At 71.6% G+C, this 3,986-nt stretch carries 5 protein-coding genes; 3 read left to right on the plus strand and 2 right to left on the minus strand.

Annotated elements, in window-relative coordinates:
- Nucleotides 1-52: 52 nt before the first annotated feature.
- On the minus strand, nucleotides 53-226 hold the full coding sequence (locus ACWGDE_RS36805; RefSeq protein ID WP_453393435.1) for an Rv0909 family putative TA system antitoxin: 174 nt from the start codon (nucleotides 224-226) through the stop codon (nucleotides 53-55).
- 73 nt (nucleotides 227-299) lie between these two features.
- Entirely contained in the window at nucleotides 300-1,109 is an 810-nt protein-coding gene (locus tag ACWGDE_RS36810; protein WP_453393436.1) for a hypothetical protein, read from the minus strand.
- A gap of 177 nt (nucleotides 1,110-1,286) precedes the next feature.
- On the opposite strand from ACWGDE_RS36810, the gene ACWGDE_RS36815 reads away from it, so the two are divergent.
- The 3 genes from ACWGDE_RS36815 to ACWGDE_RS36825 all read left to right on the plus strand — a co-directional run bounded on the left by ACWGDE_RS36815 (nucleotide 1,287) and on the right by ACWGDE_RS36825 (nucleotide 3,964).
- Nucleotides 1,287-1,898, plus strand: a complete 612-nt coding sequence (locus ACWGDE_RS36815) for a hypothetical protein (RefSeq protein WP_453393437.1) — start codon at nucleotides 1,287-1,289, stop codon at nucleotides 1,896-1,898.
- The gene (locus ACWGDE_RS36820) at nucleotides 1,895-3,406 is read left to right on the plus strand and encodes a protein kinase domain-containing protein (RefSeq protein WP_453393438.1); all 1,512 of its coding nucleotides are present in this window, start codon (nucleotides 1,895-1,897) and stop codon (nucleotides 3,404-3,406) included. Before ACWGDE_RS36815 ends, ACWGDE_RS36820 begins: the two co-directional genes overlap by 4 nt.
- A 132-nt stretch (nucleotides 3,407-3,538) precedes the next feature.
- The gene (locus ACWGDE_RS36825; protein ID WP_453393439.1) at nucleotides 3,539-3,964 is read left to right on the plus strand and encodes an LppU/SCO3897 family protein; all 426 of its coding nucleotides are present in this window, start codon (nucleotides 3,539-3,541) and stop codon (nucleotides 3,962-3,964) included.
- Nucleotides 3,965-3,986: the final 22 nt, after the last annotated feature.

The raw sequence follows: 3,986 nt of genomic DNA on the forward strand, positions 1-3,986 counted from the left end.
GCCCGGGACCTTTCCGGTCCCCGGCCGCCGCCGTCGCCGTTCGCGCGGGGGGTTACTTCTTCGGATCGTCGTCGATGCCGAGCTGTTGTTCCATGGCCTGCTGGGCCTGGTCGACCTTGTCGGCGTACTTGCCGCCGGTCTTCTCGTTCACCTCGGCTTCGAGGTTGTCGGAGATGTCCTTGGCCTTCGCCTTGCCCTGGTCCTTGAACCGGTCAAAGATCCCCATGTCTCGGGCTCCTTCCGTAATCCCTTTTGCGACGCTACGCGTGTTTCGCGGGATGCGCGCGCCGAGCGGGGACTCAGACGGCCGTGCCGGTCTTCAGCTTGTCCATGTCGAGCACGTCCCCGGTGGGGGAGGTGGTGTCGACGGGGACGTTGTACGCGGAGAGGAGCAGCTCTCCCTGCTCGCTCCCGGACATGGTGGCCTTCAGGAGGTACGGCGTGCCCTCGGCGGCCACCCAGTCGGTCTCCGTGCCCCCCTTGGCGGGTCCGGTGACCGCCACGGCCGGCTTCCCGTCGACGGTGGTCGTCTCGCCCTTGCGGGCCAGCGGGCTGGCCTTCTCGAAGTCCGAGGTCAGCTCCTTGATGTCGCACATGGCGCCCAGTGCTTTGGTTTCCTCGGCGGAGGCCGGCATCTTCACCCAGCGGTCGGCGAGCAGCGTGACCATGGCGTCCACCTGCTTCTTGGGGGTCTTCTCCCCCGCGGCCGTGTTGCGCCAGAAGTCGGCGTCGGCCTTGATGTGCACGAGCTCGGCGGTCCTGATGAGGGCGACCTTGCCCATGCCCTCCTGGCTCATGGTGCCGTTGCAGTTGCCCTTCTTGTCGAGGGACATGTCCACGTGCATGGACTTCCCGTCGACCGGCATGGTGGCGACGACGTGCATCGAATCGGCGCCGCGCGTGGCCTCGTAGCCCTTGTTCATGATCTCCTCGCCCGACAGTCCGTCGAGGACGCCGGCCGGCTTCGAGGGGCTGGGCGAGGGCGCCGCCGAGGACTGGGCGCTGCTCGGCTTGTCGCTCGCGGCGTTCTTGCCGGACGGCGAGCACGCGGTGAGGGCGAGCAGGACAGTGGTGCCGAGCGCCGTGACGGCGACCGCATGGCTTCGCATGGGAAATCCCCCCTGGAACAAACGTGTGACGTCGAGGGTAGCGGGGGGCTCCGACGGTCCGTGTGCCGGTCTCGCGGCAGCCGTACAACGGTTGGGGACATCCCCTCACTCCCGGCCGGAAACCCTGTATACGCTCAGACCCGGAACTTCGCCCGCACGGCCCGTCAGGAGTAAGCGATGCACGGCCCCGGCATCCCGCCGCAGCACGGTCACCGGCCCAGCACCGGGAACGTGGTGGCGCTGCGCGTGCTGTTCGCGCTGCTGCCCGTCCTGAGCTGCGGCTTCCTCGCCTGGGGGTCGATGCTGCGCCTCGCGCTGGTCACCCGCAAGAACCGGGACTGGGCGCTGCTGGTGGCGTCGGGCGTGCTCGAAGTGGTGTGGCTGGCGTTCATCGGCGCCGACCCGACCCCCGACACCAGCGGCTGGCAGGGCAACACCGGCGCGTTCGGCACCATCGTGACCGGTTTCGCCGTCTGCGTGTACTTCCTCGTCGTCGACATCCGCCACTACGAGACGGCCGCCGCCCGGGCGGTGCCCGGCGCCGGGTGGTACCCGCAGCCGGCGTCCCCGTACCTGCCGCCCCAGCAGCAGAGTCACGAGACCCGCCCCTCCTACGGCTACCCGCCCGCCCCGCGGCAGGCGCCCCGGCCCGCCCCCGAGCCCGCGCCCGCCCCGACGCCGCCGCGCATCGGGCAGGTCCGCGCCGAGCTCGACGAGCTCAGCGAACTCCTGCGCAAGCAGCAGCCTCCGCACCACGAGGGTCCCCACGGCGAGGGCCCCCGCCAGTGACGGACCGGCTCATCGGAGACCGGTACCAGCTCGCCTCCGTCCTCGGCCAGGGCGGCATGGGCCAGGTCTGGACGGCGTACGACCAGCGCCTCGACCGCCGCGTCGCGGTCAAACTGCTGCGCCCCGACAAGGTGGCCGGCCCCGGCTCCATCGCCGAGGAGCTGCGCCGCCGCTTCGTGCGCGAATGCCGGGTCACGGCGCAGGTGGACCACCCCGGCCTGGTCACCGTGCACGACGCGGGCAGCGACGGCGACGAGCTGTACCTCGTCATGCAGTACGTCGAGGGCTCCGACCTCGCCGACCACCTCGCCCAGCACTCCCCGTACCCGTGGCCGTGGGCGGTCTCCGTGATCGCGCAGCTGTGCTCGGTGCTGTCGGCCGTGCACGCGGTGCCGATCGTGCACCGGGACCTCAAGCCGCGCAACGTGATGGTCCGCCCCGACGGGACCGTGCTGGTCCTGGACCTCGGCGTCGCCTCGGTGATGGAAGCCGACACCACCCGCCTCACCAGCACCGGTTCGCCGATCGGCAGTCCCGCGTACATGGCGCCCGAGCAGGCCATGGGCGGGGCCGTCGGTCCGCACACCGACCTCTACGCGCTCGGCGTGGTGCTGTACGAGCTCCTGTCCGGCACCGTCCCCTTCGCCGGGTCCACCGCGCTCGGGGTGCTCCACCGTCACCTGTACGAACCCCCGCTCCCGGTGCGCCGGCTGCGCCCCGAGATCCCCCAGCAGCTGGAAGCCGTACTCCTGCACCTCCTGGCGAAGGACCCGCAGGACCGGCCCGGCTCCGCGCAGGCGGTGTACGCGGCCCTGGCGCCGCTGCTGCCGCACTCCGGATCGGGAGCCCCCACCGGCCCGCTCGACCCGACCCGGCCCTTCCTGCGCCCGCAGGCCCCCTGGCCCGACCGGGCCACCGTGATCCCCCCGAGGCCGGCCGCCCCGCCCGCGCCGGCGCCGCGCCCGGACGTCCCGGCGGCCGTGGAGGAGGCGAAGAAGCTCCTGGACCAGGGCCGGCTCACCCAGGCCGTGGACATCCTCGGCGGCATCCTCCCGGCCGCCGCCGAACAGCACGGCGAGCACTCGACGGTGGTCCGCTCCCTGCGCAAGCAGTACGCGGCCACGCTGATGGACGACGGCCAGTACCGCCGGGCCCTGCCCGAACTGCGCCGCCTCTCCGACGAGTTCCCGGCGGGCGACCCGCGCTCCCTGCGCTTCCGCTACGACGCGGCCCAGTGCCTGGAGCAGCTCGGCGAACCGGCGGCCGCCCTCGCCGAATACCGCTCGCTGCTGCCGCTGTTCGAGAACCACTACGCCAACCCGGACCCGGGCCTCCCGCTGGAGGTCCGCCGCCGCATAGCGCACCTGCTGCTGTCCCTCGGCGACCGCCCCGCGGCCCACGACACCCTCTCGCGGCTGCTCTTCGACGCGGAGCGCCTGCACGGGCCCGCGCACCCCTTCTCGGTGGAGGTCCGCCGCACCCTGCACTGGCTGGGCCAGGTCCGCTGAGGGCGGTGGCAGGGGCGGCAGGGTCACGACTCTGCATCTCATCGGCGGGCGGAAGCCGTTGGTCCGATTTGGGTATTACGGGGCGTGTAGCGTACGCGCGTTCGATCACTCATTCGTCTTAGAGGACACCTCATGGCCACGCCGCCTCCGCCGAACCCTGTCGACCCCCAGCAGGGCGTGCCGCCCGTCGAGCCGGTGGCGCCCGTACCGCCCGCCGAGCCCGCGAAGAAGGGCGGCAAGGGCGCGAAGGTCCTCCGCGTGGTCGTCGGCATCGTGGTCCTCGTCGTGGTGAAGCTCGCCTTCTCCTACTTCACCGGGCCCGTGCACGCCGAGGCCGGCGAGTGCATCCAGGTGACCGGCAGCGAGAACGACCCCAAGGTCTCGACCAAGGACTGCACCGACAAGGACGCCAACTACAAGGTCGTCAAGGTCATCGACGACACCTTCGACGTCAACGCCTGCGGCACGGCCAGCGAGGCCGCCCTCGCGCAGCAGCTCGGCTCGGACAAGTTCGTGCTCTGCATGAACCCGGTCAACATGACCACCCCGCCGAAGTAACACCGGACGTGAGGACCGGGCC

It is taken from the genome of Streptomyces sp. NPDC054956 (genome assembly GCF_053609185.1).